Annotated in this window: 23 protein-coding genes; 7 read left to right on the top strand and 16 right to left on the bottom strand. The window is 64.6% G+C overall.

What is annotated here, in order from left to right; translation table 11 throughout:
• Positions 1-42: 42 nt before the first annotated feature.
• A complete protein-coding gene (gene oxc / locus B0G62_RS19435; RefSeq protein ID WP_103705853.1) occupies positions 43-1,788 on the bottom strand; it encodes an oxalyl-CoA decarboxylase in 1,746 nt (581 codons plus the stop codon).
• 203 nt (positions 1,789-1,991) lie between these two features.
• Entirely contained in the window at positions 1,992-2,711 is a 720-nt protein-coding gene (locus tag B0G62_RS19430) for a GntR family transcriptional regulator (RefSeq protein WP_103705852.1), read from the bottom strand.
• 220 nt (positions 2,712-2,931) lie between these two features.
• Between B0G62_RS19430 and B0G62_RS32285 the strand changes: the two genes are divergently transcribed.
• Entirely contained in the window at positions 2,932-3,315 is a 384-nt protein-coding gene (locus tag B0G62_RS32285; RefSeq protein WP_244193310.1) for a hypothetical protein, read from the top strand.
• A gap of 88 nt (positions 3,316-3,403) precedes the next feature.
• On the opposite strand, the gene B0G62_RS19420 is transcribed toward B0G62_RS32285, so the two are convergent.
• On the bottom strand, positions 3,404-5,131 hold the full coding sequence (locus tag B0G62_RS19420; protein ID WP_103705851.1) for a long-chain fatty acid--CoA ligase: 1,728 nt from the start codon (positions 5,129-5,131) through the stop codon (positions 3,404-3,406).
• Between the two features lie 125 nt (positions 5,132-5,256).
• Positions 5,257-6,030 (bottom strand): SDR family oxidoreductase, encoded by a 774-nt coding sequence (locus tag B0G62_RS19415; protein ID WP_103705850.1) that lies wholly within the window; start codon positions 6,028-6,030, stop codon positions 5,257-5,259.
• Between the two features lie 369 nt (positions 6,031-6,399).
• Between B0G62_RS19415 and B0G62_RS19410 the strand changes: the two genes are divergently transcribed.
• The 3 genes from B0G62_RS19410 to B0G62_RS19400 all read left to right on the top strand — a co-directional run bounded on the left by B0G62_RS19410 (position 6,400) and on the right by B0G62_RS19400 (position 11,364).
• Positions 6,400-7,809, top strand: coding sequence for a glycosyltransferase family 9 protein (locus B0G62_RS19410; protein WP_244193309.1), 1,410 nt, complete (start codon positions 6,400-6,402; stop codon positions 7,807-7,809).
• A gap of 300 nt (positions 7,810-8,109) precedes the next feature.
• A complete protein-coding gene (locus B0G62_RS19405; protein ID WP_103705849.1) occupies positions 8,110-9,330 on the top strand; it encodes an MFS transporter in 1,221 nt (406 codons plus the stop codon).
• Between the two features lie 237 nt (positions 9,331-9,567).
• A complete protein-coding gene (locus tag B0G62_RS19400) occupies positions 9,568-11,364 on the top strand; it encodes an AMP-binding protein (protein WP_103705848.1) in 1,797 nt (598 codons plus the stop codon).
• On the opposite strand, the gene B0G62_RS19395 is transcribed toward B0G62_RS19400, so the two are convergent.
• Genes B0G62_RS19395 through B0G62_RS19380 form a run of 4 tightly spaced genes read right to left on the bottom strand, consistent with a single transcriptional unit; the run spans position 11,361 to position 14,796 of the window.
• The gene (locus tag B0G62_RS19395; RefSeq protein WP_103705847.1) at positions 11,361-11,726 is read right to left on the bottom strand and encodes a hypothetical protein; all 366 of its coding nucleotides are present in this window, start codon (positions 11,724-11,726) and stop codon (positions 11,361-11,363) included. The genes B0G62_RS19400 and B0G62_RS19395 overlap by 4 nt on opposite strands.
• A gap of 25 nt (positions 11,727-11,751) precedes the next feature.
• Positions 11,752-13,350 (bottom strand): FAD-binding oxidoreductase, encoded by a 1,599-nt coding sequence (locus B0G62_RS19390; protein WP_103705846.1) that lies wholly within the window; start codon positions 13,348-13,350, stop codon positions 11,752-11,754.
• Positions 13,351-13,378: 28 nt separating this feature from the next.
• Entirely contained in the window at positions 13,379-14,224 is an 846-nt protein-coding gene (locus B0G62_RS19385) for an anti-sigma factor family protein (protein ID WP_103705845.1), read from the bottom strand.
• Entirely contained in the window at positions 14,221-14,796 is a 576-nt protein-coding gene (locus B0G62_RS19380) for a sigma-70 family RNA polymerase sigma factor (RefSeq protein ID WP_227473396.1), read from the bottom strand. Before B0G62_RS19380 ends, B0G62_RS19385 begins: the two co-directional genes overlap by 4 nt.
• 157 nt (positions 14,797-14,953) lie before the next feature.
• On the opposite strand from B0G62_RS19380, the gene B0G62_RS31375 reads away from it, so the two are divergent.
• The 3 genes from B0G62_RS31375 (at position 14,954) to B0G62_RS19370 (ending at position 16,580) form a co-directional block, all read left to right on the top strand.
• Positions 14,954-15,148, top strand: a complete 195-nt coding sequence (locus tag B0G62_RS31375; RefSeq protein ID WP_146055331.1) for a hypothetical protein — start codon at positions 14,954-14,956, stop codon at positions 15,146-15,148.
• 569 nt (positions 15,149-15,717) lie between these two features.
• Positions 15,718-16,194, top strand: coding sequence for an RNA chaperone Hfq (gene hfq, locus B0G62_RS19375; protein WP_103705844.1), 477 nt, complete (start codon positions 15,718-15,720; stop codon positions 16,192-16,194).
• A 200-nt stretch (positions 16,195-16,394) separates the two neighbouring features.
• Positions 16,395-16,580 carry a hypothetical protein gene (locus B0G62_RS19370; RefSeq protein ID WP_103705843.1) on the top strand — a complete coding sequence of 62 codons (186 nt, stop codon included), beginning with the start codon at positions 16,395-16,397 and terminating at the stop codon, positions 16,578-16,580.
• A 104-nt stretch (positions 16,581-16,684) separates the two neighbouring features.
• On the opposite strand, the gene B0G62_RS19365 is transcribed toward B0G62_RS19370, so the two are convergent.
• From B0G62_RS19365 to B0G62_RS19330, 8 genes are all read right to left on the bottom strand, one after another.
• Positions 16,685-17,431 carry a DUF2968 domain-containing protein gene (locus B0G62_RS19365; RefSeq protein WP_103705842.1) on the bottom strand — a complete coding sequence of 249 codons (747 nt, stop codon included), beginning with the start codon at positions 17,429-17,431 and terminating at the stop codon, positions 16,685-16,687.
• A 55-nt stretch (positions 17,432-17,486) separates the two neighbouring features.
• Complete coding sequence (locus B0G62_RS19360; RefSeq protein WP_103705841.1) at positions 17,487-18,875, bottom strand: sigma 54-interacting transcriptional regulator; 1,389 nt, start codon at positions 18,873-18,875, stop codon at positions 17,487-17,489.
• Between the two features lie 9 nt (positions 18,876-18,884).
• The gene (locus B0G62_RS19355) at positions 18,885-20,822 is read right to left on the bottom strand and encodes a TadG family pilus assembly protein (protein ID WP_103705840.1); all 1,938 of its coding nucleotides are present in this window, start codon (positions 20,820-20,822) and stop codon (positions 18,885-18,887) included.
• 1 nt (position 20,823) lies between these two features.
• Positions 20,824-21,177 carry a DUF3613 domain-containing protein gene (locus B0G62_RS19350; RefSeq protein WP_181315613.1) on the bottom strand — a complete coding sequence of 118 codons (354 nt, stop codon included), beginning with the start codon at positions 21,175-21,177 and terminating at the stop codon, positions 20,824-20,826.
• Positions 21,178-21,243: 66 nt separating this feature from the next.
• Positions 21,244-22,125 (bottom strand): tetratricopeptide repeat protein, encoded by an 882-nt coding sequence (locus B0G62_RS19345; RefSeq protein ID WP_103705963.1) that lies wholly within the window; start codon positions 22,123-22,125, stop codon positions 21,244-21,246.
• A gap of 40 nt (positions 22,126-22,165) precedes the next feature.
• Positions 22,166-23,227: a type II secretion system F family protein gene (locus tag B0G62_RS19340; protein ID WP_103705839.1), complete on the bottom strand. Its 1,062-nt coding sequence runs from the start codon at positions 23,225-23,227 to the stop codon at positions 22,166-22,168.
• Positions 23,224-24,366: a type II secretion system F family protein gene (locus B0G62_RS19335; protein WP_103705838.1), complete on the bottom strand. Its 1,143-nt coding sequence runs from the start codon at positions 24,364-24,366 to the stop codon at positions 23,224-23,226. Before B0G62_RS19335 ends, B0G62_RS19340 begins: the two co-directional genes overlap by 4 nt.
• Positions 24,359-25,699: a TadA family conjugal transfer-associated ATPase gene (locus B0G62_RS19330; RefSeq protein ID WP_103705837.1), complete on the bottom strand. Its 1,341-nt coding sequence runs from the start codon at positions 25,697-25,699 to the stop codon at positions 24,359-24,361. The genes B0G62_RS19335 and B0G62_RS19330 overlap by 8 nt, the downstream gene beginning before the upstream one ends.
• Between the last annotated feature and the right edge of the window lie 2 nt (positions 25,700-25,701).

Here is a 25,701-nt window from a genome sequence, read left to right as displayed (position 1 = left end):
GGCCTTATCTCCTGGTCTATCGTATCTTCGGGTTTGTTCGGGTTATTTCTTCATCGCCGCGCTTTGCGGATTGAGGTTCGTGAGACGGCCGCTTTCGGTGCCGGCCGTTTCGTCGATCACGGCATTGATGAGCGTGGGCTGGCCCGATGCAATCGCTTCGAGCAGCGCCTGCGTGAGTTCCTCCGGCGTGGTGACATGGTGGCCAATGCCGCCGAAGGCTTCGATCATGCGGTCATAGCGTGCGCCCTTCACGAACACCGTGGGCGCGACATCGGCGCCACCAGTCGGGTTCACGTCGGTGCCGCGATAAACGCCGTTATTGTTGAAAACGATCGTGCAGACCGGCAGGTTGTAGCGGCAGATGGTCTCCAGTTCCATGCCGCTAAAGCCGAATGCGCTGTCGCCTTCGATCGCCACGACCTGCGTGCCGCTCGTGACCGCCGCGCCGATTGCGAAGCCCATGCCGATGCCCATGATTCCCCACGTGCCAGAATCGAAGCGCTTGCGCGGCTGCGCCATGTCGATGATGCTGCGGGCGTAGTCGAGCGTATTCGCGCCTTCGTTCACGACGTTGATATCCGGGCGCGTCTTGAGCACATCGCGGATCGCACGCAGGGCGCTATGGAAATTCATCGGCGAAGGGTTCTTGTCGAGCGTCGCGGCCATCTTTGCGAGGTTCGCGTTCTTGCGCTGGGCGATCGCGTCGAGCCAGTCGGCGTCCGGCTGCGGGAACTCATCGCCGAGACCCGCAACCAGCGCCTCGACGCACGAACCGATATCGCCGATCAACGGCGCTTCGATCGCGACATTGCTATCGATTTCCGTGGGTGCGATGTCGATCTGGACGAAGCGCTTGGATACCGGCGCGCCCCAGGTCTTGCCCTTGCCGTGCGCCAGCAGCCAATTCAACCGCGCGCCGATCAGCACCACCGCATCGGCTTCGGCCAGCACGTAGGAACGTGCCGCCGAGGCCGATTGTGCGTGCGTATCGGGCAACAGGCCTTTGGCCATCGACATCGGCAAATAGGGGACACCGCTTTTTTCCACCAGTTCGCGGATCTGCGCATCGGCCTGTGCGTAGGCTGCGCCCTTGCCGAGCAGAATCAGCGGACGCTTCGCATTCCTGATCACGTCGAGCGCGCGTTTGACCGCATCGGGCGCCGGTATTTGACGCGGTGCGGCGTCCACCACCTTGACGAGCGATTCGCGCCCCTTTGCGGCGTCGATTGTCTGGGCGAGCAGTTTGGCCGGCAGATCCAGATACACGCCGCCAGGCCTGCCAGAAAGCGCCGCACGAATCGCGCGCGCCACGCCGATGCCGATATCCTCCGCGTGCAGCACGCGGTACGCGGCCTTCGCATAGGGTTTGGCTGCGTTCAACTGATCCATTTCCTCGTAATCGCCTTGCTGGAGATCGACGATTTCACGCTCGCTCGAACCGCTGATGAGGATCATCGGAAAACAATTGGTCGTGGCGTTCGCAAGCGCAGTCAGCCCGTTGAGGAAACCCGGCGCGGAAACGGTCAGACAGATGCCGGGCTTCTTTGTCATGTAGCCGGCCACGGCAGCGGCGTTACCCGCGTTCTGCTCGTGGCGAAAGCCGATGAAGCGCATGCCCTGCGCTTGCGCGAGTCTTGCGAGGTCCGTAATCGGAATACCGACGAGACCGAAGATCGTGTCGATATCGTTGAGCTTGAGTGCGTCGATGACGAGATGAAAGCCGTCCGTCGTCGCCTGCTCGTCCTGCGCAGAGCCGTTCCGCGCGTCGTTGATGCCTGCTTCTGCCATGACGTCTCCTCTTTGGCGGGGCGTATGTGGATCGCTCGTGGGTGGCTTCGTCGATCACGCTCAATCCGTGATATACAATATTCCACACACAATATTAGTCAAGCCGTTTCTCTACCTCTTCGTTGCATGCTACGGCGGCCGCACATTTGCTACGCAGTCCGAACAACATCGCTAGCAACGACACTTCAGTTGATGCGAAAAAATCAATCCAGAAAATCGCAACGCGCTTCAACGAACAGCGCCAGGTCGATCGAATGCTGGCGCACGAGACGTTCGACGCGCTCGGTATCGCGCGCCTCGAGTGCTTCGATAATGCGCATGTGATCCACGATGGAGCGCGACGCACGATCGCTCTGTGCGATCGTCATCCTGCGGATCGCGCGCACATGCATGAAAATGTTCTTGATGGTGTCGATGATGATCGGCGACTGGGACAACTCGACCAGCGCCTGGTGGAACATGATGTTTGCTTCGGAGTACTCCTCGATATGCTCGGCGGGCGCGTGCTCGCCAAAGTCCGCGAACATCCGGCGCAAGCGCGCGATATCCTCGTCCGAGGCGCGCTGGGTCGCAAGCCGTGCCGCGATGCTTTCCAGCGCCGCCCACATATAGATCATCTCGACGATTTCCTTGCGCGTCTTGCGCAGGATGTAGACGCCGCGTCGTGGCACCGTGCGCAGAAAGCCTTCCTGCTCCAGCAACGTCATCGCCTCTCGCACCGGCGTGCGGCTCACGCCCAGCTTTTCCGTGAGCTCCTTCTCATCAAGACGAATTTCGTCTCGTGAGCGGTAAATGTCGGTCTCGGCGATCGCCTGCTTCAATCTCGCGTAAGCCTGATCGCGCAGCGAAACCGTGGCGTGAATGGGTTCGAGCGCCATGAACAACGGCGACGCTCCGGTTTCGTCTTGGGTTTCGGCGGACATCGGTGACGGGTCTCCAACGTGTTTGGCCGGCGCTACAGGTGAATTCGATATGTTAAATACAATATATCAGTGATCCGAACAGCACAAAGCGGGTTTACACGCAGAAGTTGTCACATAGATGATGGTTTATGAATATCGAAAAAAACTTTAACTATCGCTTATTCATCGTCACTTCTACGCTGGGTTCACGCCACTCTTCATCAGCACCAGGAGAAACGTCATGAATCCATCGCTCCCCGCCCGCCACGCCGCCGATCACGAGACGCACCTTCATGCGCAGTTGAGCGCGTTCAATTCGGCCTTCGCCGAACTCGGATTGCGGTTTCGCTGGGATACGGCCACGCTGCACGCGCTGGCGTCGATCGACGGCGAAGCGGCACGCCTGGCCGCTTACATCGAGACCCATCACGCTCATCTGCTGAACGCCTATAGCATCGACTTTTTGTGCGAGGCGATACTCGGGCGCAAGAACGCCCAGGCACCGGGAGAATGGACGCCGACGCAGACCGCGCATCACGTCGCGGTCAAGCAGGCGTCGCCAGGACGGGAACAGGAGGGGTGGGATTGGAGCGAGCCCGGCCTGCCGGCGTTGGCCGGCGCCTGATACCCGCAAAGAATCAGACCTGATGCAGACGAAAAACGTCTTGATCGGCGGCGCTCGCCAGACGAGGCCGCCGTCTTGACGACAAGACCTAGCTTGCTGAGGCCTCGTCTTCCTGAAGCTTGCGCCACAATATCTTGCCGCTGCCCGACTTGGGCAGGGTATCGACGAACTGCACGATGCGCGGCGCCTTGTAGGCCGCCATGTTTTCGTGCGCCCACGCAATGATGTCGTCCTCGTTGACGCTGCCCAGTTTTTGCGGGTCGAGCACGACCACGGCTTTCACGGTCTCGCCGCGCTTCGCGTCCTGTGTGCCGATCACGCAGACTTCCTTGATCGCCGGATGGCGATACATCAGCGCCTCCACCTCGGCGGGCCACACCTTGTAACCCGACGCGTTGATCATGCGCTTGAGGCGGTCGGTCATGAAGTAGTAACCATCCGCATCGCGCCGCACGAGGTCGCCGGTACGCAGGAAACGCTTGCCGTCACGCTCGATGAAGGCTTCTTTCGTCGCCTTGGCATTGCCCCAGTAACCCTGCATCACCTGCGGCGCGCTCATGATGAGTTCGCCCGCCTCGCCTTCTGCGACCTCTTCCAGCGTGATCGGGTCGACGATGCGCGCATCGACGTCGAACACGGGAATGCCGAGACATTGCGCCTTCGGATTCTGGGGAGGATTGATGTGCGTGGCGGCCATGGTTTCGGACATCCCGTAGCCCTCCACGAATTCGAGGCCCGTGAGATCGCGCAGCTTTTTGACCACGGCATCCGGCATCGTCGCGCCGCCGCCGCGCATCCAGGCGAGGCTCGACAGATCGTATTCGCCGATGCGCGGATTCGAAATGAAATCGACCACCATCGTCGAAATCGCCTGCCAGCCGTTGATGCGATAGTGCCCGATCGCGCGCGCCGCGACATCGCGATCCCAGCGCGGCAGGATCACCACCGTCGAACCGTTGTAGAGCGGGCTGTTCATGCCGCCCTGCATACCCGTCACGTGAAAGAGCGGGAGCACCGACAACTGTACGGCATCCTGATTACTGCCGAACCAGTTGCAGCCGCCCACGGCCGTGCACATCACACTGCGATGCGTATGCATGCAGCCCTTGGGTTTGCCGGTCGTGCCCGAGGTATAGGGCATCACGCAAAGATCGTCGGCGCCCGCCGTCAGCGGGCCCGGCGCGATATTCGCCTCCAGCACGTCGGTCCAATGCGCGACGCCGGGGCCTTCGACATGGCGCGGCGCGCTCACGAATTCCGGCGGCGTCGCAAACGGCTCGCGTTTCAGGTAGTCGCTGTATGTGGCCACCAGCAGATGACGCAGCCCCGCGCCCTCACCCTCGCCGACCAGCGGAGCAATACGCGGGTAAAGCTCCTGCGAGACGAAAACCGTTGTCGCGCCGCTGTCCTCCACGTAATGGACAAGCTCATCCGTGAGGTTCATCGGATTGACGGGCACGACCACGGCATTGGCGCGCAGGATGCCGTAATAGGCGATCACCCATTGCGGGCTGTTCTGCATATAGAGCAGCACGCGGTCGCCGGCCTTCACGCCGCATTCCGTTTGCAGATAACCGGCGACACGCTCGGCTTCGTCCTTGAACTGCGCGAACGTGACGGGCGTGTCGTAGAAAATGATGAAGGGCTTGTCGGGATAACGCGCGGCGGAAACTTCGGCGTTATAGAACAGGTTCGTGGCCGGGATGCTCAGATTCGGCGAGAGTTGCGCGGGCCAGAATGGCGAGCTTTTGGGTGCGCTTTTGGGCGAACTCTTGCGCGAACTGTCGGACAATACAGTGACGGCAGACGTGGGCATGGCGGGGTTCCGTCTCGTGGATGGCGCGCCGCCACAAGCGGCGCGCGGGTCGTGCAATCGGCTACACGGCGCAGGGCTGCGCCGCGAGCCATCCCTGATGCTTCGGTGTGCGATTCAAATCTGGCTCAGACGATGCTCGCGCCGCCGTCGATCGCCAGGTACTGGCCCGTGATATGGCGCGACGCACCGCTCGCGAGGAACACCACGGCGCCCTTCAGATCGCTCTCGTCGCCCAGACGCTGTAGCGGCGTGTGGTCGATCACGCTCTGGCCGAGCTTGTCGAGCAGCCCCGCGGCCATCTTCGTGGGGAAAAAGCCCGGGCAGATCGCGTTGACGTTGATGCCGTACTTGCCCCACTCCGCGGCGAGTGCGCGCGTGAAATTGATCGCCGCGGCTTTCGAGGTGTTGTAGGCGATGGTCTGCATCGGCCCAAGCGAGCCCTTGAGGCCCGCGATCGAAGCGATATTGATGATCTTGCCGCGCTTGCGGGCGATCATGGAGCGCTTGCCCACTTCGCGCGCGAGAAAGAACGGCGCGTTGACGTTGAGGTTCATGACCTTGTGCCACGCCTCGTCGGGATAGTCCTCGGCCGGTGCGCCCCACGTGGCGCCCGCGTTGTTCACGAGAATGTCGATCTGGCCGCACGCCGCCAGCGTTTCGTCGACCAGCTTCACCGCCGCGTCCGGGCGCTGCAGATCGCTCACGATCGTCATGGCTTCGATTCCGAGCGCCTGCAGATGTTTCTGCGCCTCGGCAAGTTCGTCCGCCTTGCGCGCGGAGATGACGACGCGCGCCCCCATTTCCCCGAGCGCCTCGGCCATCTGCAGCCCGAGTCCGCGCGAGCCGCCCGTGATGAGCGCGACCTGTCCCTTCAGTTCGAACAATTCCCTGACCTGCATGCTTGTGTCTCCTGGATGTCTGCTGGATGTCCTGCCGTGGCCCGCGTCGCGGGCCGCCTCCTGATGTTGCTGACTCTCTGTCTGTCCATGCACGCCCGTCATCTGTTCCGCATAGCGAAACCCACGGGATCGAATCCGATTCTAGTCACTCCGACAGGCGAGGTGAATCAGGAAAAGCACGGTCGTTCATTATCAGGGAAAGTGTGCGAGTCGTGCAGTGAATTGGGCATGAGCGGCGCAGCAAGGCGAAGCAAAGGTCGGCGACCATTTCAAGACGATTTAGGACGGCTCCGATATCGGCCCGGCTGACGTCTCGATAAGATTTTTCTCACACATAAACAGTGACTTATCTTGCCCAGCCATCCGATCATGCGCCCCAATTCCGAAGAACGCCTGCTTCAATCCTTCGTCGCCCATACGCGCCAACCGGCGCTGGTGCAACCGCTCGAGCAGATTTGCGAGGCGCTGGTTGGCGTACGGCGCGACGAGCAAATGCTCCCCTGGGCCGAAAAGGGCCTCGCGATTGAGCCGCGCAGCCGCACTTTCGTGCACGCGCGCGCCCGCGCCTTGCGCCTGCTCGGCCATCATGCGCAGGCGGCGCAAACCTGGATCGACTACGCCGCGCTGGACTGGGCGCCGCTGTTCTACCTCGGGCGCCTCGGCCGCGATCTGTATCTGGGCGGCAACGTCGATCTCGCCATCAGCGTGCTGCACCAGGCCCTGCAACAACCGGAAGCCGATACCCATCCCGACAAACTGCGCGCCCGCAAATGGCTGGCCGAAGCGCTGCTCAGCACCGGCGACGCAAGCGGCTTCACGCACTGGCTCTGGCGCAACTGCGGCGACAGCGGCAGCTTCCGCCACAGCGACGTGCCGATGTGGAACGGCCAGCGCGATCTGCGCGGCGAGCGCGTGCTCGTGACTCATCAGATGGGCTTTGGCGACCAGTTCATGCTGTTCGGCAGCCTGCGCCACTGGCGGGCAGCCGGCGCGGAGATCATGGTCACCTGCGATGCGGCGATCCACGCCCTGATCGACGCGTCCTTGCCCGATTGCCGCGTGGTGGCGTGCGACCGCCCGCTCCAGATCTTCGCGCCCTGCGGCGACGATCTGCTGCCTGAGATTCGCGCGTTCGCGCCCACCATGCAGGCCACCCTGCTGCACCTGCCGATGCTCGCGATGCACGACGCACCACGGCCAGCGCCCTATTTCCCCGCATTTCTGCGTGCGCCGGCGGCCGAGCGCGAGCGCGCCGCGGCGTGGGCTCAAACGTTGCGCGCACAGCATCCCGGCAAGATGCTGATAGGTCTGTTCTGGGATTGCGCGCAACGTCATGAATCGGCGATGCGCAGCAAGGAGCGGAGCTGGGCCGGACTGCGCAGCCTGCCGGTCGAAGTGCTCGAACGCCTGACGCTCGACTCCGGACTCGAAAACCGCATTCGGTTCGTGAGCCTGCACCACCCCATCGCAGAGATGAAGAGCGGCTCGCCGCGTGGCAACGTTGCGCATTACGCGCCGGGCATCGCGAGCTTCGCGGATACCGCAGCCTGCATCGAGCAACTCGACGCGGTGCTGAGCGTGGATTCAGGTGTCGCCAATCTGGCGGCCATGACCGGCAAGCCGACCGCCGTGCTCGTCAACCCCACGGGCGAATGGCGCTGGGGCCGGGACAGCACGCGCTCGCCCTGGATGGCTTCGGCACATGTGCTCCGGCAATCGACCATGGGCGACTGGAACGGCGTGATGGACCTTGCCGCTCACTGGCTCACCCAGCGTTGATCGGCAGCAACACGACGAAGCCATCAGGATCGCGAATCAATATGCCGCTGTGCGATTCACACGGCATTAATATTCGACTCCATTTTAATTACATTTAAATTACATAAAAGACAATTAGCTTTCGCGTGATAGGCCCCGATAAAACCCCTTCTTAGGGTTTAGTCCGGTTGCGCCCGACATTCATGCAAATGTTTAATGCCGGGCGTACACTCGTACGAAGCTCGCAGCGCGGGGCGTAGCGAGCCACCCACGCCATGTCAGGAGACGGCAAGGCGCGGGTTTTTCCAGGAGAAAAAAGACATGAGCTGGACGCGAGAGCAGAAAAACGTGACGATCGCAGCGTATTTGGGGTGGACGCTCGACGCCTTCGATTTCTTTCTAATGGTTTTCGTTCTGAAAGATATCGCCACTGAATTCAATACAAAAATTCCCGCCGTCGCCTTTGCGATTACGCTGACACTGGCCATGCGCCCACTCGGCGCACTGATCTTCGGCCGCCTCGCCGACCGTTATGGCCGCCGCCCCACGCTGATGGTCAACATCGCGTGCTACTCGCTGCTCGAACTGCTGACCGGTTTCTCCCCCAACCTCACCACCTTCATCGTATTGCGCGCGCTGTTCGGCGTCGCGATGGGCGGCGAATGGGGCGTGGGCTCCGCGCTGACGATGGAAACCATTCCGCCGAAGGCGCGCGGCATCGTTTCGGGCCTGCTGCAGGCGGGTTATCCGAGCGGCTATCTGCTCGCTTCCGTGGTGTTCGGCGTGCTCTACCAGCATATCGGCTGGCGCGGCATGTTCTTCATCGGCGTGCTGCCGGCGCTGCTCGTGCTCTATGTGCGCTCGCACGTGCCCGAATCGCCGGCCTGGAAGGAGATGGAAAAGCGCACTCGCCCGAGCCTGCTGACGACGCTCAGGCACAACCTCAGTCTGTCGATCTACGCGATCGTGCTGATGACGGCGTTCAACTTCTTCTCGCATGGCACCCAGGATCTGTATCCGACCTTCCTGCGCGAACAGCATCACTTCGATCCGCATACGGTTTCGCTCATCACCATCGTGCTCAATATCGGCGCGATCGTGGGCGGCCTGTTCTTTGGTTCGATATCCGAAAGGATCGGCCGCCGCAAGGCCATCTGCATCGCTGCGCTGATCGCGCTGCCGGTGCTGCCGCTGTGGGCCTTCTCGGCCACGCCGGTCATGCTCGCGCTCGGCGCGTTCCTCATGCAGATTTCGGTGCAGGGCGCGTGGGGCGTGATTCCCGTGCACCTCAACGAAATCTCGCCTGACGAAGTGCGTGCGACTTTCCCAGGTCTCGTCTATCAGCTCGGCAATCTGTTCGCCTCGGTGAATGCGACGCTGCAGGCCTCGCTCGCCGAAACGCACGATCAGAACTACGGCATGGCGATGGCCATCGTCGCGGGCACGGTGGCCGTCGTGATTGCGGTGCTGATTCTGTTCAGCCGCGAGCGTCGCGGGATCGACATGACGCAGACCGCGAAGCATGTGGCAACGAACCCATGAACGGATAGCGATCCCCTGGTGATCGGGGGTAACAAGGGCCGTGCCGGGAGACTCCCGCACGGCCCTTTGCCTTTCAGCGCAAGGCCGTGGCGCAAACCTTCGGCAGGGAAACTCCGCCTGCCCAGGCCGCGCAGCCCGGTGCATCATGAATGCGCCGCGCGCGTCGTGACGTTTTCGAATGCCTGCCAAAACTGTCGCCCGCCACGGCCAAGGACCACGCCTGCCCGGAGAACCATAATGAGCGAATCGCCGCAAACGCACCGGCCCGACCTGCGCCCCGCCGCCGACACGGCGGCCACGGCAGCACCGAACACCGACGGCGTCTGGTACGCCTCCTACCCGGACGGCGTGCCGCACGAGGTGGATGTGACGCAGTACGCCTCGCTCGTGCAGTTTTTCGACGACAGCACCGCGCGCTTTCGCGAACGCGTCGCCTATGTGAGCGCCGGCTCGCCGATGACTTACGGCGCGCTCGCGCGCAAGGCCACGGCGTTCTCCTCGTGGCTGCAGGGTGCGGGCGTGCAGCCAGGCGAGCGCGTCGCCATCATGTTGCCCAACACGCTCCAGTACCCGGTGGCGCTATTCGGCGCGCTCAAAGCAGGCGCCATCGTCGTCAACGTCAATCCGCTCTATACGGTGCGCGAGCTTGCGCATCAGCTCAAGGACAGCGGGGCGCAAACCATCGTCGTGTTCGAGAGCTTCGCGAAGACGCTAGAAGATGCGCTGCCCGGCACGGCGATCGAGCGCATCGTCATCACGCAACTGGGCGATTTGCTCGGTGACGGTCTCAATCTCAAGGGCCGCTTCATCAACTTCATGCTGCGCCATGTGAAGAAAATGGTGCCGCCCTACCGCCTGCCTCAGGCGCAGCGTCTGCTCGACGTGCTGCAGCAAGGCGCGCGCGCGCCGCGTGCCCCCGCGACCGCGCGGCTCGACGATCTCGCCTTCCTGCAATACACGGGCGGCACGACCGGCGTGGCCAAGGGCGCGATGCTCACGCACGGCAGCATCCTCGCGAACGTGCTGCAAGCGAAGGCATGGCTCGCGGGGCAACTCGACAGCGACGGCGGCGAAACCGTGCTCACCCCGTTGCCGCTCTATCACATCTATTCGCTCACCATCAACGCACTGATCTTCATGGCGCTCGGCGGGCGCAACATCCTGATCGCGAATCCGCGCGACACGAAGCGCGTGATGAAAATCCTGCGCCACGAGACCTTCACCTGCATCAGCGCGGTCAACACGCTCTACAACGCGTTCCTCGACAACGAGGAATTCCGCCAGCGCGACTTCTCCGGCCTCAAGCTTGCGATGGCGGGCGGCATGGCCACGCACAAAGCCATCGCCGAGCGTTTCAAGGCGGTCACCGGCAAGCCGATCGTCGAAGGTTACGGCCTCACCGAATGCTCGCCGATCGTGACGCTGAACCCGGTCGACATCGGCCATCTCGCCGACTTCGAAGGCTCGATCGGTCTGCCCGCGCCTTCGACCCAAGTGCGCCTGCGCCGCGACGACGGCACGTGGGCGAATCTCGGCGAGCCGGGCGAGTTGTGCGTGAAAGGCCCGCAGGTGATGCGCGGCTACTGGAATCGCCCCGATGAAACCGCACGCGTTTTCGTCAACGATGGGTGGCTCGCGACCGGCGACATCGGCGTGATGGATGCGCGCGGCTATATCCGCCTTATCGACCGCAAGAAGGACATGATTCTCGTCTCGGGCTTCAACGTGTATCCGAACGAGATCGAGGACGTGATCTCGCAACATCCGGGTGTGCGCGAGGTGGCGGCGATCGGCGTGCCAGACGCGGTGCAGGGCGAGCGCGTGAAGGTGTTCGTCGTGCGCCGCGACCCGGCGCTTGGCGAAGACGCGCTGATCCAGTTCTGCCGCCAGCAGCTCACGGGCTACAAGGTGCCGCGCCTCGTGGAGTTTCGCGATGCGCTCCCGCAGAGCAATATCGGCAAGATTTTGCGCCGCGAGTTGCGCGACGAGGAAATCAGGAAAATGGAGAAGGCATCCACCGATCAGGATCACTAATGTTTCTGACGGTTTCCAACGTCGAACACCATCGTGCCGGACAGCACGGCGAGACGTTCGAGCACGAAGCGGTCCGAGTCGCGCAACGCGCACAGGACGATCGTCTGTGAACCGCCGCGCCGCCCAACCCGCGCGCGCTGGGTATGCCAGAGCGTGCCGATATCGTCTTGTAGCGCCAACGATGTCATGCCAACACGCGCCGCATATTGCGCGAGCGCACGGCCTTGCGCCAGCGCCGGTTCGTATAGCGCAACCAGTCCTGGCGCGGCTAGTGCCTGCGCGATCGGCGCGATCGACACCATCGGCAGAATCGGCAGAATCGGCGAAGAGCCCATCGCCACCAGAAAGGTCCGCCGTTTCATCGCGCTGCTCCTTGAAGTGCCAGAGTCATGTGTAGCCGCGCATCTCGCGCCATGCGGCAGGCCACACACCCTGCTTGCCCGGCGCCAGCACGCCCTGCGGATCGAGCGCGTCCTTGACGGTTTGCGCGAGGCGCAGCAGCGCGCCGTCGTTGAAGCTGTACTGCGCCGCCGCGTAGTCCATATAAAGCAGATGCGAACGATAAACGCCATAACCGGCCGCTCGCGCATCGCTCATCAACGCACGCAGCAGGTCACCGGCGCGCGTCGCCTGCCGGGCGTCGGTGCGCACGAAAATCGCCGCGAAAACATGATGCAGATAGCGCCCCGCCGCCGTGAAGCCGCCGTAATAATCGAAGCCATATTCCGCCGCCCGCGTCTTCACGAGACTGTACTGACGCAAGGCGTCGCGGCCATCGGCGGGACATAGCGGCGAGAAGTCCACATGCGCGCCTTCGCCGCCGCGCCAGTCGAGCATACGAAACGCGCTCATCGTCGGAATCCCCGCCATGTTGCGATCGGCGCCCCCCTGCGGTTCCTCGCCGCCCGCATAGCGTTTCGACATGACGCGCGCATCCGCGACCGGCGCGAACGCCCGCTCGACAATGCGTTGCTGTGCTTCGATCACTTCCGGCTCGCCATAGAGCGCGTAGTGCAGGTTCCAGCGCCCGATCCCCAGGTCGCGCTGCATCGCCGCGATGGCCGTCTCCGGCATCGGCCCGTCACCCGCATACCAGCGCTCGCGCGGCCCGATGCTGGCCGCGCGCCGGATCGCGCCTTCGATCACGGCATGCTGCACGATCGTGCCTTGCAGTTGCAGCGTGCGCAGCGTATCGACAATCACGCCCAGATCGTCCTCGCGCGCAAACTGAATCTCTCCGATCAGAAAGGCGGCAGGCGCGGGCATCAGCCAGAGCCCCATCTTCGTGACGATGCCGTAGTTCGACTGCGTGAACAGCGCGTCAAACGAAGGTCCATAGCCGGGCTTGTAGAGCGGCCATGACGAGCCTGCGTCCGTGCCGGCATCGAGTCCGCCCATGCCGGTGCGCACCACGTCGCCATTCGCGAGCACGACTTCCATGCCGCATTGAGCCGCCGCATGATCGCCATAGGCGGTGTAGCCAAAGCCGCGCTCCAGCGTATTGCCGATCACGCTGCCCCAGCCTGCTGCGGGTGGATCGACCCAGAGCTTCAGGCCGCGCTCGCGCAGATAGCCGTACAGATCGAAATAGCTCACGCCCGGTTCGACGAGCGCCCAGGCGAGCCGCTCATCGACGTCGAGCACGCGATTCAAACGCTGGAGGTCGAGCACGACCGAGCCGGCCAGACGCGGCGCCGCGCCGCCATAGGCAAAGTTGCGGCCCGTCGACACGGTCCAGAGCGGCACGCGCGCCGCGTTGGCGACACGCAGGATTGCGCGGATTTCGTCGATATCGGCGGGCAGCAGCGCCGCCGAAGGGGCGAACGCGCGCGCATCGGCAAGCGGGGCGAAGGGATCGAAGTATGGCACGAGCGCGGCGCCCCCACGGCGCACATTGGGCGCGCCGACGATGGACTCGAAAGCGGCGAGCACGCGCGAAAATCGCGCTGCGCTCATGCCGGGCGGCAAAACGGCATCGGCGTTCATGGTGGCATCGCGCCCAGGTTGCGGCCGCTTACCATTGCGCCGACGTACCGCCGAGCGCACTGCAAACCTCATACGCAATTTTGCGCAGACGCCCTTCGGATTCCGGGCCGGAGAGCGCGTAGCCCATGCGGTTCGTGCTCCAGTAGAAGGTGCGGCGGCTGCCGTCGCGCAACAGATGCACGGCGTCGCGCTCGCGCCCCGACTCGCTCACGTAGAGCGTCAGGCGCTCGCCGGCGTCGTTCTGATACATGAACTGCGCCGCCGGGCCGGCTGCGCCCGGCAACAGCCGTCCGCCCACCAGCGTGTAGCCATATTCGCCGAGCGGCGGAATCGACAGCGGCCTGTCCAGGCGCTTCGAGAGCCACGCGACGAGGTGCGCTTCGTCGGCGGCGCCGACTTCGACTGGATGGCGCACTTCGGGCGAGTACACGGCGTAGGCGACATCGGCGCGATGCGCGAAGTTTTCCGCGTCGCTCCTCGCGACCAGCGCGCTGTCCTGGCCGTCACTCTGCGGCAGCCAGTGCGGCAACATCGAGGCCGCCGCCACCGTGAAACCCGCGCCCGCCACGGCCCACGCCGCCGCGAGGCCCGCGCGATGCCACCATGGATCGCGTCGGCGCAGCACGACCCAGGCGGGCGCGGCGGCCTCGTCGCCCGCGCGGCTCAGCGCCTGGAGCGCGGCCTTCTGCGCACGGTACGTGCCGACGCGCTGCGCGGCGGACGGATCGCCGAGCAGACGCGCCTCCATGCCGGCGTGCGTGTCGGAGGCCAATTCGCCGTCCACGAAGGCGCCGAGCGCCGCGAGGTCGGCCAGATCCTCCTGCGGCACGGCCGTTGGCGCGCTGCGCTCGCGTTCGAGATCGTCGTCGTTCATCGCGTCGTCCCCATTGCCTTGCCTACGACCCGCAAGGGCGCGGCATGTCGCGCCGGGTCCTGGGCCGCGTCTTGCGCCGGCTCGCTATCGAGCAGCGCGCGCAGATGCTCGCGCGCGCGCGACAGCCTCGACATCACGGTGCCCGCCGGCACGCCGAGCACCACCGAGGCCTCCTGATAACTCAGTTCCTCCACGCAGACCAGCAGCAGCACTTCCCGCTGCGCGGCCGGCAGTTGATACAGCGCGCGCTGCAGGTCGCGCAGCACGAGACCGTCCACCTCGCCGTGCGGCGCCTCCAGCGTGCGCCAGGGCGCGCTTTCATCGTCGACGGCGAATTCGCGGCGTCCGCGCAACTGATCGATGTAGATGTTGCGCAGGATCGTCAGGAGCCATGCGCGCAGATTGCTGTCGGGCTTGAACGAGGACGCGCGGGACAAGGCGCGCTCGGCGGCGTCCTGCACGAGATCGTCGGCCCAGGCGGCGTCGCCGGTGAGCGTGCGCGCATAGCGGCGCATACGCGCCAGTTGCGCGACCACTTGCGCCTCGAATTCCGGCGAAGGACGGCCAAACACGATACGCGCCGCTCAGTAGCCGCCACCCGAGGAACCGCCTGAACTGCTGGATGCACCGTTTCCCGAACTCATGTCGCCGCAAGCGGCGAGACCCGCACCTGAAACCACGGTCAATGCAACACAAATGGCACAGGCAAGCACACTGCGAACACGCTTCATGTCGTTTCTCCTGGCCAGGCGACGCCATATCGGCGCGAATGCCTGGGAAAACGGAATGGCCGGTCGGGCCGGTGGGACCAACCAGGCCGATGCGCCGCGACAGAGCCACGAAGTGAACCCCAAGGCACCGATAACGCGCATCGACATGGTGTTAAACGGCAGAAGCCGCCCGCTTATTCCGGCCTTCGCGTGATCGGCGTGATTATTTTTCGGTATCGGCACGCAAGGGCACGCGTGGGCACGTGTGTGTGCACAACGCGCGCGTGCGCCGCCGTACGGTTCGCGCGAATGCAAAGCGGCACCATCGGAATGAAGCCAGGCGGAACTGCGTAACAAACTGCAACACGCCGCGCACGGCGCAAAAACTGAAAAAGCGCTGCGAATGACGTATAAATTGGCGGGAATTCATCGCGCACTCGTGCGCGTCATGCACTACGCTGTTGAACGTATGTGCCGCATCTGCGTCCAACTGCCACAGATAGTGCCCCGCTTTCGTGTATTGTTCCGGAACCGCGCCAGATTGCGCCATGCGCGCAGCGACGCCGATTCGAGGCACGAAACGCAGTGCTTCCCACCGTTGGTCATGCACGGGAACGTAACAATGCTTTCCTGCCGGCAAACTGCCGGGCCGGCCCGGAGCCGGTATAGTTCTGCAGTAAAGGTTGTCCACGCACGCGCGCTTCGCCGGCACAAGGTAGAATTCCGGCGAGCAAACGTTTCCAATTGAATTGCGGCATTGAGCCGCCCGGCCAGAATTCGTCCATGCCTTCCGCAGAATCGCACCCGCAAAACGACTTCATGAACGCCGCGCGTAAAGAGCGCAAGCGCGTTGAAATTTATCTGGTCAATGGCATTCGCCTGACCGGATGCATTGAGTCGTTCGATCAGTACCTGGTGATGCTGCGCACGCCCGTCGGCCTGCAAGGCATCTACAAACGCGCCATCTCCACCATCCAGCTCGACACCGGAACGCGTCCGGGTCCGCGCGCGCCGCGCCCGGCGCACGGCGAGCACACGAGCCGCGGCCCGCACGGCAACCACGGCGGCCACGGCCCGCGTGAACCCCGCGAGCCGCGCGAACCCCGTGAGCCTCGCGAGTCGTGGTCGGGATCGCCTTCGTCGCCGGCTTCGTCCGAGCGCCCGTCGCAGGACGGCCCGGTTGTCGTCACGCGCCGCCGCCGTCTCTATGGTGCCGTGAACAACGGCGGCAACGGTCAGGACGGCTCGAACAACAGCTAAGCTGTTTGCGGTTGCGGCAGGCTGTCGCGACCCGCCCACCAAAACGATGCGCGCCGTCCGCGCGCATCGCTTCTGCCTTGCCTCCCCTGCTTCGTCTCCCGTCTCATCTTTGTCTCGCACCGGCGTGAAATCCGCCTCGCGCCATGGATTCAGCCTTTGCGTTATCCTGAATGCGACCTTGCTCGCCCCCGGAGAACGCCATGAGCGCATCCAAGCCGAAATCGCCCCCGCCCTCGCAGGAAGATCAGCTCGACGAAGCGCTCGAGGAAACCTTCCCGGCCAGCGATCCGATCTCCATCGATCCGTCGCCCTCGCCTGCCCAACCCAAACACGACGACGGCAAGAAGAAGGGGCACGACACCCACCATCGTCACGGCAAGCATTGAGCCGTGAGAAATGACAAAAGGCGGCGCGCCTTTCGACGCCCGCCTTCGTTGTCCTCCACCTTGTCATGCCGGCTCGCGCCCGCACGGCCGGTTTGGGCCGGGTCTCAATGAACCGGCAGACCGCCTTCCACCTGACGCTGCAAATCACGCACCTGGCGCTGCACCGCGCGCAACTGGTCCTGCGCCGCCGCCTTCTCGGCTTGCAGCGCGTTAGCCTGATCGCGCGTTTGTTTCTGTTGGTCCGCGACGATTGCCTGCTGCTGTTGCGCGACCTGGAGGTCGGCCTGCAGCCGGTTCGCGTGATCCTGCGTGAGCGCGATCATGCGATTCGTGAACGCCTTCTGCGCATCGAGACGCGTGCGGCGAATTTCGACGTCCGAGAGCTGCAGCGTCTTCTGCACGAAGTCGCGGTAGATCAGCTCGGCGCGCGTTTCGTCGCTCGTCTTGATGACGCGCCAGAACGTCTTGTTCTGGAACAACGCCACGTAATACGTCATCTCCTTGCCGTAAAACAGCAGGCTCGCGCCATAGGTGCCGTTGTAAGTCGTGCGCAACTCGTTGAGGTCCGAGCCGCGAATCATCTGCTGCAACTCCGCCACATTGCCGGCGGCGCTTTGCTGTGCTTCATCCGGCGTCAGCGCCGTGGGCGTGCCCGGCAAAGGCTGCACCGCTTGCACCGACTGGGCCTGCTGAACGGCTGCCCCCGGATCCTGCGCGGCAACCGAGCCCGCCTGGGCCGCTGCGTTCGCCGCTGCGCTATCCGGCAGCGGTTGAGCGCAACCCGTTTCGACACCCCCGATCAACAAAAGCGCGGCCAGCGCGACTTGTCGAACTCTCCACTTGTAGTCCATGAAGTACCTGTTTTGAACAGTTCTATTTTTACGATTTTACAAATCGGCACAATTATTACTCACTTTCGCCGGTTGCGGGTTCCTCGTCGAAAATTTGGTACTTCCGTATCTTTTCCCACAACACTTTTCGACTAATTCCGAGGAATTGGGCCGTATCTTTGCGACGCCAACCGTTTGCGTCGAGCGCCGTGAGCAAACGGCCACGTTCGGCCATATCCCATTTGCTGCGGTCCACGATGGGTGCCGCAGGCTCCGCCGGGGCCGGTTGCGCGCCCCCCGCACCGGCCAGCAGACGCCGCAGCCGCGTGGCGTCCCAACTGCCCATCTGGCGCACCGTCACCCCCACCCGTTCGGCCAGGTTGCGCAGTTCGCGCACGTTGCCAGGAAAGCGCATCGCCGCCACTGAGTCGGCCAGCCAGTACGGCAGCTCGGGCAGCGCAGCCAGGCGCTCCTCGCCCACCACCGTCGTCACGAAGGCTTTGAAGAGCGCGATCTTGTCCACCGCGCCGCGCTCCTCCAGCGACGGCACGCTCAACTCGATCACCGCAAGCCGATAGTAAAGATCGGCGCGGAAGTTGCCCTCCTTGACGTACTGCGGCAGATGGCGGTTGGACGCCGCGACCAGCCGGAAGTCCACCTTGAGCGGCGTGGACGAGCCGATGCGCGTGACCGTGCCGTCCTCCAGCACGCGCAACAACTTGACCTGTTGATACAGCGGCAGGTCGCCGATTTCGTCGAGGAACAGCGTGCCGCCGTCGGCCTGCTCGAAATAGCCCTTGTGCGCGACCGCCGCGCCCGTGAACGAGCCTTTCGCGTGACCGAAGAACAGCGACTCGAACAGGCCGTCCGGAATCGCGCCGCAATTGACCGCGACGAAGGGACCCATGCCATAGCGGCTGTTCTTGCGATGCAACAACTCGGCGACACGCTCCTTGCCGGTGCCGGTCTCGCCATGCACGAGCACGGTGGTCTCGCAGTCGGCGAAGGTATCCACTTCCTTCAGCAGCGCGCGCATGGTTTCGGATTCGGCGACCAGCACATCGGCGCCGGCGGTCTGCGCGGAGTGCGCGCGCAACTGGATCACGAGCTTGGAGACGAGCCCGCGCAATTCGGCGCAGGTGAAGTCGAGCGGCAGGATGTGCGAATACTCGGCGGGATACGAGGACGGATCGTTGTCGCGCGGCGCGGCGCCCACCCAGATCACGGGCATGCCGTGCGTGGCCTGCCAGTCGCGCAGCACGAGCGCGCCCGTATCGATCACGCTCACGCTGACGACGGCGATCGACGCACGCGCGGCGATGCGCTGCGGCGAGATCGCGGTGTCGTCGGCGCGGATCACCTCGACGTCGAGGCTCGCCATGCAGCGCGCGACGCGCTCGACAATATCGGCTTTGCCTTCCCAGACGTAGAGGTCGAGTTCCTCGATGGCAGTGGTGGTACGCATCGTGTCTTCTTATTTGACGAGTGTTGCGACGCCGCAGGCAAGCGGCGCGGGGGTCACGGTGGCGACGCCGATCTGGACGCCGAGCAATTGCAGCAAGGGACCGAGCAGCACGGTGTCGAGGCCGTTCAATACGGGGGCGAGCGTGCTGCTGAGCACGTCGGCCACTAGCGGCAGGATGGCTCCGCTCAGCAACGGGCGCAAAACGTCCAGCACAACGGCCACCAACGACCCGACCACCGTGTCCGGCAATATCTTGATTTGCAGCCCGTTCGCCGAGGTCAACTGGGTGAGTTGCGTCACCGTGGACTGCAACGTATTGTTGAGCACCGCGCCGATCTGGTTCGTGTTCACCGTATTGCCGGTCAGCGGATTGCCGCTGCCATCGAATGCGAGCGACGATGAGGCCGGGTTGACCACCGGCACCTGCAGGTTGGGCGCGCGCACCGACGCGATCGGCACAGGTCCTGTCAAGGTCCCCAACTCCACATCGGCGACTGTCCACTTCCCCGTCGAGCAGGAAAAACCGTTGACGCTATTGGCCGTAGCGCCTGAGGCAACCGGTGTGCCAATGCAGATATTGGCCAGCCCGGTCTGGACCCCGATTGTCTGCGTGCTCGCCGCCCGGGTCGCGGCGCATTGCGCGGACTCCAGCCACGCCTGCCCCTGCCCGACAAGCACATACAGCGGCACCTGCACCGTCAGGTTCAGAATACTGCCCACGATAGGCACAGCGCTCGTCGAAATACCCGCGTTCAACCCCAGCAGGATCTGCGCGGTCTGCGCCTGAGTGCGCCACTTCGTCGTCCCCGCGATATAACCGGGCTCGCCCATCGCGATGGTCGGCGGCGAGATGATCTGCAGGGTCAGCGCGGCGCTCACCGGCAGACTGCTGCCCAGACCGCTCATATTGCTCAGATCGACATTGAGCGCGACCGCCGGCTGCCCCGCCGCCGCGATCTCCGCGCCCACCATCAGCATTTGCAGGACGTTGACCGTCGCGTCGGCGGCGTACTGTGCATTAGCGACGCCCAGTTGCAACAGCGCCTGCGTACCGTCGATCGACGCGAGTTTGATCTGGTTCTGCGCCCCCTGCGGCACGAGGTTCGCGATAGCCGAGAGCGCGTTCTGCGCCGCCGAAACATTCGCCGTCAACGCGCTATCTTTGGTCACCGCGCTGAGCAGCACGTTGGCGAGGCTGTAGGGCCCTGCCGTCAGCGACGTCTGCGCCGCCAGCAATCCGTCGTACGTTCCGGCCTCGGTCGCTACCGCGGCGAGATCCGAAACCTTCACGTTGGCATTGGCCAGACCGTTCCAGGACACCGCGTCGAGGCTGACCGACGTGCCGCCCAGCAGCGAACCCAGCAAGCCGTTGAGCAAATTGATCTGGGCAAGCGAGGTGCCCACCTGGATGCTGCCGATCACCGACGCCTTGCCCGTCGCGCTAGCCGTGAGCGTGCGCTTCGGACCGAGGAAGAAGTACGGCACGTCTTTCGTGATCGTCACCTGCGCGCCGTTGAGCGGCGGCGTGGGATTGGTGGTCACGAAACTCATGGCGCCGCTGCTGCTCGAATCCCAGCGACCGCACTGCACGGCGAGTGTATTCGTCGTGCCGCTTACGCTAAAGCCATTGCTGGCCGCGTTCGCGAGAGCGGTCGCTTTCGGCTGGACGCACTGATCGTCCATCTGCTGCACGGCCGCCAGTGCCGCGAGGTCCGCGACGTTCTGCAAGGAGCGTTTGGCCAGATAGAGATTCGCCATGTCGAGCACGCCCAGTGCCGCCACGGCGATCACGAGGCCGAGCGCCGCGACCGCCGCAAAGGAGCCGCGCTGGCGCCGCGCGCGAGCGTGCGAAGACGCGCGCCGGCGCCATCCCGGGCGCTTGCGCGCGGCTGTGGCGTCGGCGTCGGGCAGGTCAGGCGCAACCGGCCGGCGTGGATGCCCGGCCATCTCAGTTCGAGACACCACTAGACGACCCCAGGCCGCCTGTCCCCTGGGACCCGCCAGTCAACACCGTCGATCCGAAGCTGGCCGGAATGGCCGTGTCGAACGACTTCATGTAGCGCTGCCAGGCGTAGCCCGCCTCGGCGCCGAGCATCGGCAGCGCGGGCGCGGCCTGGGCGTTGCTGCGCTGGAGTTCGAGCCACGCCTGGGCCGAATGGCCGACTTCGGTGTTCGGCACGTCGGCGCTCTGCGCGTGCGCCGCCGGAGCCATGGCGAGCGCGCCCGCCAGTACCGCCGCCGCGAACGTCGCCTTGCCTGAACGTGCCGTGAACAACGTCTTCCCGATGTGGTTTTTTTTCATCGTTTCTCCCCGTGTGGCGCGGGCGTGTCGCCGCGCGCCCGTCGTCATTGCGCGATCATTGCGCGATCATTGCGCGAAGCGGTCCACCAGACGCGGCTGCACATCGCTACCCGGCCAGCCTCCCTGGGAACTCGCCAGCGCGCGCGGCGCCGGCATGGCCGCGATCTTCGCGACGCGCTGCGCTTCCTGTTCCATCGTTTCGCGGTGCTGGGCGACTTCGCGCGCGCGCTGCACATCGCGCACTTTCTGCGCGTCGCTCATGACCGCCGCACGCGCGGCGGCGGGCAAACCTTGCTGCGCCATCATCGACTGCGCGTCGGCGTCGCTGCCGCTCGCCTCCAGCAGCAGCGCCACGTTGGCGACGATCTTCGCGTTGTGCGAATCCAGTTCGAGCGCCTTGAGCAAGGGCACGCCCGCATGTGCCACGTCGCCGTCGCGCAGCAGCGCATAGCCGAGATCGGACAGCATGGTCGCGTCGGTCGGGTCGAGCACCGAAGCCGCGTTCAACTCCTGCGCGGCCTTGTGAAAGTCGCCCGCAGCGCCCGCGAGCAGCCCCAACCCGCGATGCCCGCGCGCCGCAAGCGGCGTGTCGAGCAATTGCGTGTAGGACTGCGCGCTCGCGCTCGCCTGGCCGGTCAAGCGCAACGCGTCCGCGCGCAGCACGATCGAATCGGGCGTCTTGCCGTACTGGCGCTCGAACGCGTCGATGTGCGCAAGCGACGCGTAGTAAAGCCCTTCGGCCTGCATACGCGAGATCAGCCCGAGATACATGCCTGGCGTATCCGGCGCCGCGTCCTTGCTGGTGGCCGCGCGCATCTGCATTTCGGCCTGCGCCTGAGCGCCGACTCCATAGCCTTGCTGCGTACCGCATGCGGCCAGTGCGGCGGCGAGACCCACGCAGCCCGCGACGGCGAGCGTGCGGCGCGTGAGGACAGTGAAATTCTTCATGATGATTCCGGCCGTATTCATGGCGTTCCGACGTTGGACCTCAACGATGAATCTGCGAAAGCGAGTGCAGGACGGCGATCATCCCGGGCCCCGCGGTGACGATCAGCAGCGCGGGCAGCAGCGTCAATACCATCACGCCGGTCATGCGCACCGTGAGCTTGCCTATGCGCTCGCGCAGCGTGGCGCGGCGCACGTCGCGCAAGCGGTCGCCGAACTGCTTGAGCGGTTCCTGCACGGCGCCACCGTGTTTATCGACCTGCACGAGCAGGCGAATGACCGCGCGCAGATCCTCGTTTTCGTAAATCGACGACATGCGATGCAACGACTGCTCGCGCGTGCGGCCCGTCACGAACTGGCGCTGCGCGATCTCCATTTCGCCCGCCAGCACCGGCAACACGAGACGGAATTCGTTGATCAACACTTGCAGACTCTGATCGAGCGACAGCCCGACGCCTTGCAGCAGACGCAAGAGATCGACGAGCATCGGCAGTTCGTCGGCGACGGACTCCAGACGCGTATGCGCACGCCGCTGCACGAAGAGCTTCGGCACGAAAAAGCCCGCCAGCAAACCAACGCAGCCGAAGACCAGCGGCTTCGAGCCGCTCGCAAAGGCGTACCACACGCCGAGGCAAGCGACGATGAATGCACAGGCGAGGCGGATGATGCAATACAGCCCACGCGCGCGCGGGTCGACATAACCGCATTGCTCGATCAGGCGGCGGTCTTCATCGGCGACGATCAGCTTGCCGAGCGGCGTATCGAGCCAACGCACGCCTCGCGCGCCGAGCAAGTCGATCATGCCTGGCAATCCTGATCGCTTGCGCGGGCCAGCCGGAGCGTCGGCGTTGGGGTTCGCGGACGACGTGGTGCCGCCGCCCTGCGCAGACCGGCCCGCATTCGCCGGGCCGTTCGTTGCGCCCGCCGATGCCGTCGATACCGTCGATACGGCGGATACCTGGCTGACCGAGCGGGCCATCGCCTGGTCGAGCGTGCGCGTACTCTTGCGTGAAGCGAGGATGCGCTGACAGGCCAGTGCCGCCAGCAGCGCGACGCCGAATGCGGCGAGCAACAGGGCGAATACTCCGAGGACGTCAGGATTCATAGCGCCGCCTTGAGCCGCGTGAGGCGATGCAGCAAGAACGCGCCGCACACCTGCAGGCCCACCGCCAGATAAACCAGCTTGCGCCCGCCGTCGTCATGCCACATCGCCCCGAAATACACGGGGTTCGTCAGAATGAGAAAGGCGGCGATGCCGATCGGCAACAAGGCGAGCACCCAGGCCGAAAGCCGCGTTTCCGCCGACATCGCGGTCAGCTCGCGCTGGGCCTGTTCCAGGTCGCGCATGAAGGTCGCCATGCGTTCGAGCATCACGTCGGCGCGGCCGCCGTAGCGCACGGACAGCCGCAGCACCGCGCCCACGAGTTCGAGTTCCCTGGCGCGATAGACCTGCGAAACCTGATGCAGTGCGCGATCGATTTCGACGCCGGAACGCAACATACGCGAGACGTGATCGAGACATTCGCGCAGCGGCGCTTCGGTCGTTACGAGCGCCGCCTGGAACGCGGCGGGCACGCTGTTGCCGAGCACGATCAGGCGCACGATGCCGTCCAGAAACGACGGCAGTTGCATCACGAGCCGCGCGCGGCGGCGCTGCATGCGCATCGACAGCGCAAAGGCGACGAACGCCATCACTGCCGCCAGCATCGCGATGGCCGCCAGCCCACCGCCGAGCGTGAACGCCCAAAGCGTAAGCGCGAACGCGACGAAGCCGATGAAGACCAGCGGCTTGCGCGCGTCGACGATGCCCGCACGGCTCAAGGTATGCTGGAACGCGAGCGACAGCCACACGCGCCAGCGCTGCACGAACGACGCCGGGACGGCGTTCGCAGCCGACGCGGCCCCACCTGCCGACACCGCGCCGCCACGCGTCATCGCGTTGCCGCCCACGTACGCCGCACGCATCCCGTCGTTCTTCGAAGCGGCGCTTTTCGAACCCTGTGCGCCCTGTCCGCCCTGTCCGCCTTTTACGCCTGGCGCGGCCGCCCCGCCGAATCCACCCGCGCCAGGCCCGCCCGCCGTCGCACCGAGGCTCGCGCCCTGACTCGCGGCCGCCACGCGGCTGTCGACGAAGCGCGTCACCCGCTCGCGCGACGTGCGCTGCTGCGCGCGCTGCCAGAGCATCAGCCCGGCGCCCGCGCACAGCAGCGCGAGCCCCACGGCGAGCGCGAGCACGCTAGACATTGAATCCTCCATCACGCCCGCCGCCGAAGCCGAAATTCGACGACGCCGACAGCGCCTGGCGGAAGCGCGCGAGCTTCGGCGAATGCGGATGGATGCCAAGCGAATCCCAGCGGTCGAGCTCTTCGCCGTCGGGCGTCGTGACCGGCTCGTAGCGATACAGTTCCTGAGTCGCGATGATGTTGTCGGCCAGGCCCGTTACTTCGGTTACCGAAAGAATCCGGCGACGCCCATTGGAAAGACGCCCGATCTGCACGATGAAGTCGATCGCATTGGCGATCTGGCGACGCAAACTGCTTTCGGTGCCCTGAAAGCCCGCGAAGCCCGCGAGCATTTCGAGGCGATAGAGACATTCGCGCGGCGACGACGCGTGCACCGTCGCCATCGAGCCGTCGTGGCCCGTGTTCATCGCCTGCAGCATTTCCAGCACTTCACCGCCACGCACTTCGCCCACGATGATGCGGTCCGGGCGCATACGCAGCGTGTTGCGCAGGAGGTCGCGGATCGTCACCACGCCCACGCCGTCGAAGCCGCCCGGACGGGTTTCGAGCCTCACCACATGCGGGTGATTGAGCGAGAGTTCGGCGGTATCCTCGATCGTCACCACGCGCTCGACCTCGGGAATGTAGAACGCGAGCGCGTTGAGCAGCGACGTCTTGCCCGAGCTCGTGCCGCCCGACACCAGAATATTGCAGCGCGCCTGCACGGCCGCTTCGAAGAGCGCGCCGATCTCGGTGCCGAACGTGCCGTTGCTCACCAGATCGTCGGGACGCAGCGGGTCCTTGCGGAACTTGCGGATGGAGACGATCGGGCCCGCGAGCGACAGCGGTTCGATCACGACGTTGATGCGTCCGCCGTCGGGCAGACGCGCATCGACCATCGGATTCGATTCGTCCAGACGCCGGCCGATCGGCGCGAGAATGCGCCGCACGATACGCAGCAAGTGGGCGTTGTCGGAGAAGCGCACCGGGATCTTGGCGAGAATGCCGTGCCGCGACACATAGACATCGTTGTAGCCGTTGATGAGGATGTCCTCGACGGCTGGGTCGCCCAGCAGATCCTCGATCGGCCCGAAGCCCGCCAGTTCCTTGGTCAGCGCCTCGGCAATCGCGCGCACCTCGCTTTCGTTGATCGGGATATGGCGCAGCCGCACGAAGCTGTCAATTTCCAGATCGACGAACTGGTTGATCGCGTGACGCGACCAGCGGCCGAATTCGGCGCCCAGCTCCTCGATCCGCGTGAGCAGATGCTCGTGCGCCGCGTTCTTGATGTCCTGGAACTGCTGGCTGTGCGCGAACAGCGGCGCGTCGTCGGCAAACTCGATGTTATCCGCCATGG

It is taken from the genome of Paraburkholderia eburnea (genome assembly GCF_002917095.1).
In the GTDB taxonomy this organism is placed as follows: domain Bacteria; phylum Pseudomonadota; class Gammaproteobacteria; order Burkholderiales; family Burkholderiaceae; genus Paraburkholderia; species Paraburkholderia eburnea.
Note: the sequence above shows the minus strand (reverse complement) of the source record. Positions and strands in the feature narration are given on the sequence as shown.